The organism is Mesorhizobium sp. M1A.F.Ca.IN.022.07.1.1, from assembly GCF_003997575.1.
Classification (GTDB): Bacteria; Pseudomonadota; Alphaproteobacteria; order Rhizobiales; family Rhizobiaceae; genus Mesorhizobium.
The window spans coordinates 1-716 of record NZ_RZST01000700.1 but is presented as its reverse complement, the minus strand read 5'-3'; the positions used below and the strand labels follow the sequence as shown (position 1 = coordinate 716).

At 58.4% G+C, this 716-nt stretch carries 3 protein-coding genes; 1 reads left to right on the top strand and 2 read right to left on the bottom strand.

The genetic code is table 11. The features are described from left to right. Together EOA75_RS33480 and EOA75_RS34380 are read right to left on the bottom strand one after the other, a co-directional pair. Nucleotides 1-238 (bottom strand): alcohol dehydrogenase catalytic domain-containing protein (locus tag EOA75_RS33480; protein WP_164747787.1); only part of this gene is annotated, 238 nt, incomplete at its 3' end. 87 nt (nt 239-325) lie between these two features. After that, nucleotides 326-499, bottom strand: coding sequence for a hypothetical protein (locus tag EOA75_RS34380; protein ID WP_164747786.1), 174 nt, complete (start codon nt 497-499; stop codon nt 326-328). Here EOA75_RS34380 and EOA75_RS34705 point away from each other — a divergent pair. After that, nucleotides 483-716, top strand: a 234-nt coding sequence (locus tag EOA75_RS34705) for a hypothetical protein (RefSeq protein ID WP_206517141.1), incomplete at its 3' end; no start/stop codon positions are given. The two genes, EOA75_RS34380 and EOA75_RS34705, sit on opposite strands and share 17 nt — an antisense overlap.

Below are 716 nucleotides of genomic sequence, written 5' to 3'. Positions count from 1 at the left end.
GCCCCAGTCGGGACCGCGAGACGCCTTCACCGACAAGATCGACGATGCCGACGATTTCATGTCCCGGCACCAGCGGCAGCTTTGGTCGCGGCAGATCGCCGTCCACGACATGCAGATCGGTCCGGCAGACTGCGCATGCCTCGACCTTGAGCCTGATCTCACCTGGTCCCGGCGTGGCGTCAGGGCGGTCGACAAGCTTCAACGGCTTTCCGGGCTCTTCCAGCACCATCGCCTTCATGACACTTCCGCTTTCCAAAAAAGCGAGCAAAAGCAGAGTAGCGCACCAGTCGCCCACGACAAATGGCCAGCTGCATACCGACTGTTTCTACCGTGAGCGCCTGATCCTCACCGGCTTAAGCCCGACATGGCGCCCATAGCCGTACCCTGTTGAATCGCGGTCGCGCTTTCCGCTCGAATCCGCTCCCAGATAGAGCCCTGCGCCAGCAAAATAGGCAAGGCCGAGTATCCCGGCGCAGATGACGATGAAATCGGCGGTCATGGTCAAATCCCTTTTGTTGGTGGCTGAGCGAACATTGCCGAGCCAATTCCCGTGGGCATTGATCATGGTCAATTGCATTGCAGGCTACGTAGTTTCCCGTAGGGACATAACCGAATTTCGGCACCTTCGGATTTGCGCGATTGCTGTTGTCACGGATCAACCGGGAAAGACAGCCATGTACGCTCAAGCTTCCGCCAAGATCGAACTGCCGTCATAC

Bases quoted from the DNA above. Each gene is read 5' to 3' on its own strand.
- EOA75_RS34380 (WP_164747786.1), bottom strand. From the start codon at position 499: ATGACCGCCGATTTCATCGTCATCTGCGCCGGGATACTCGGCCTTGCC.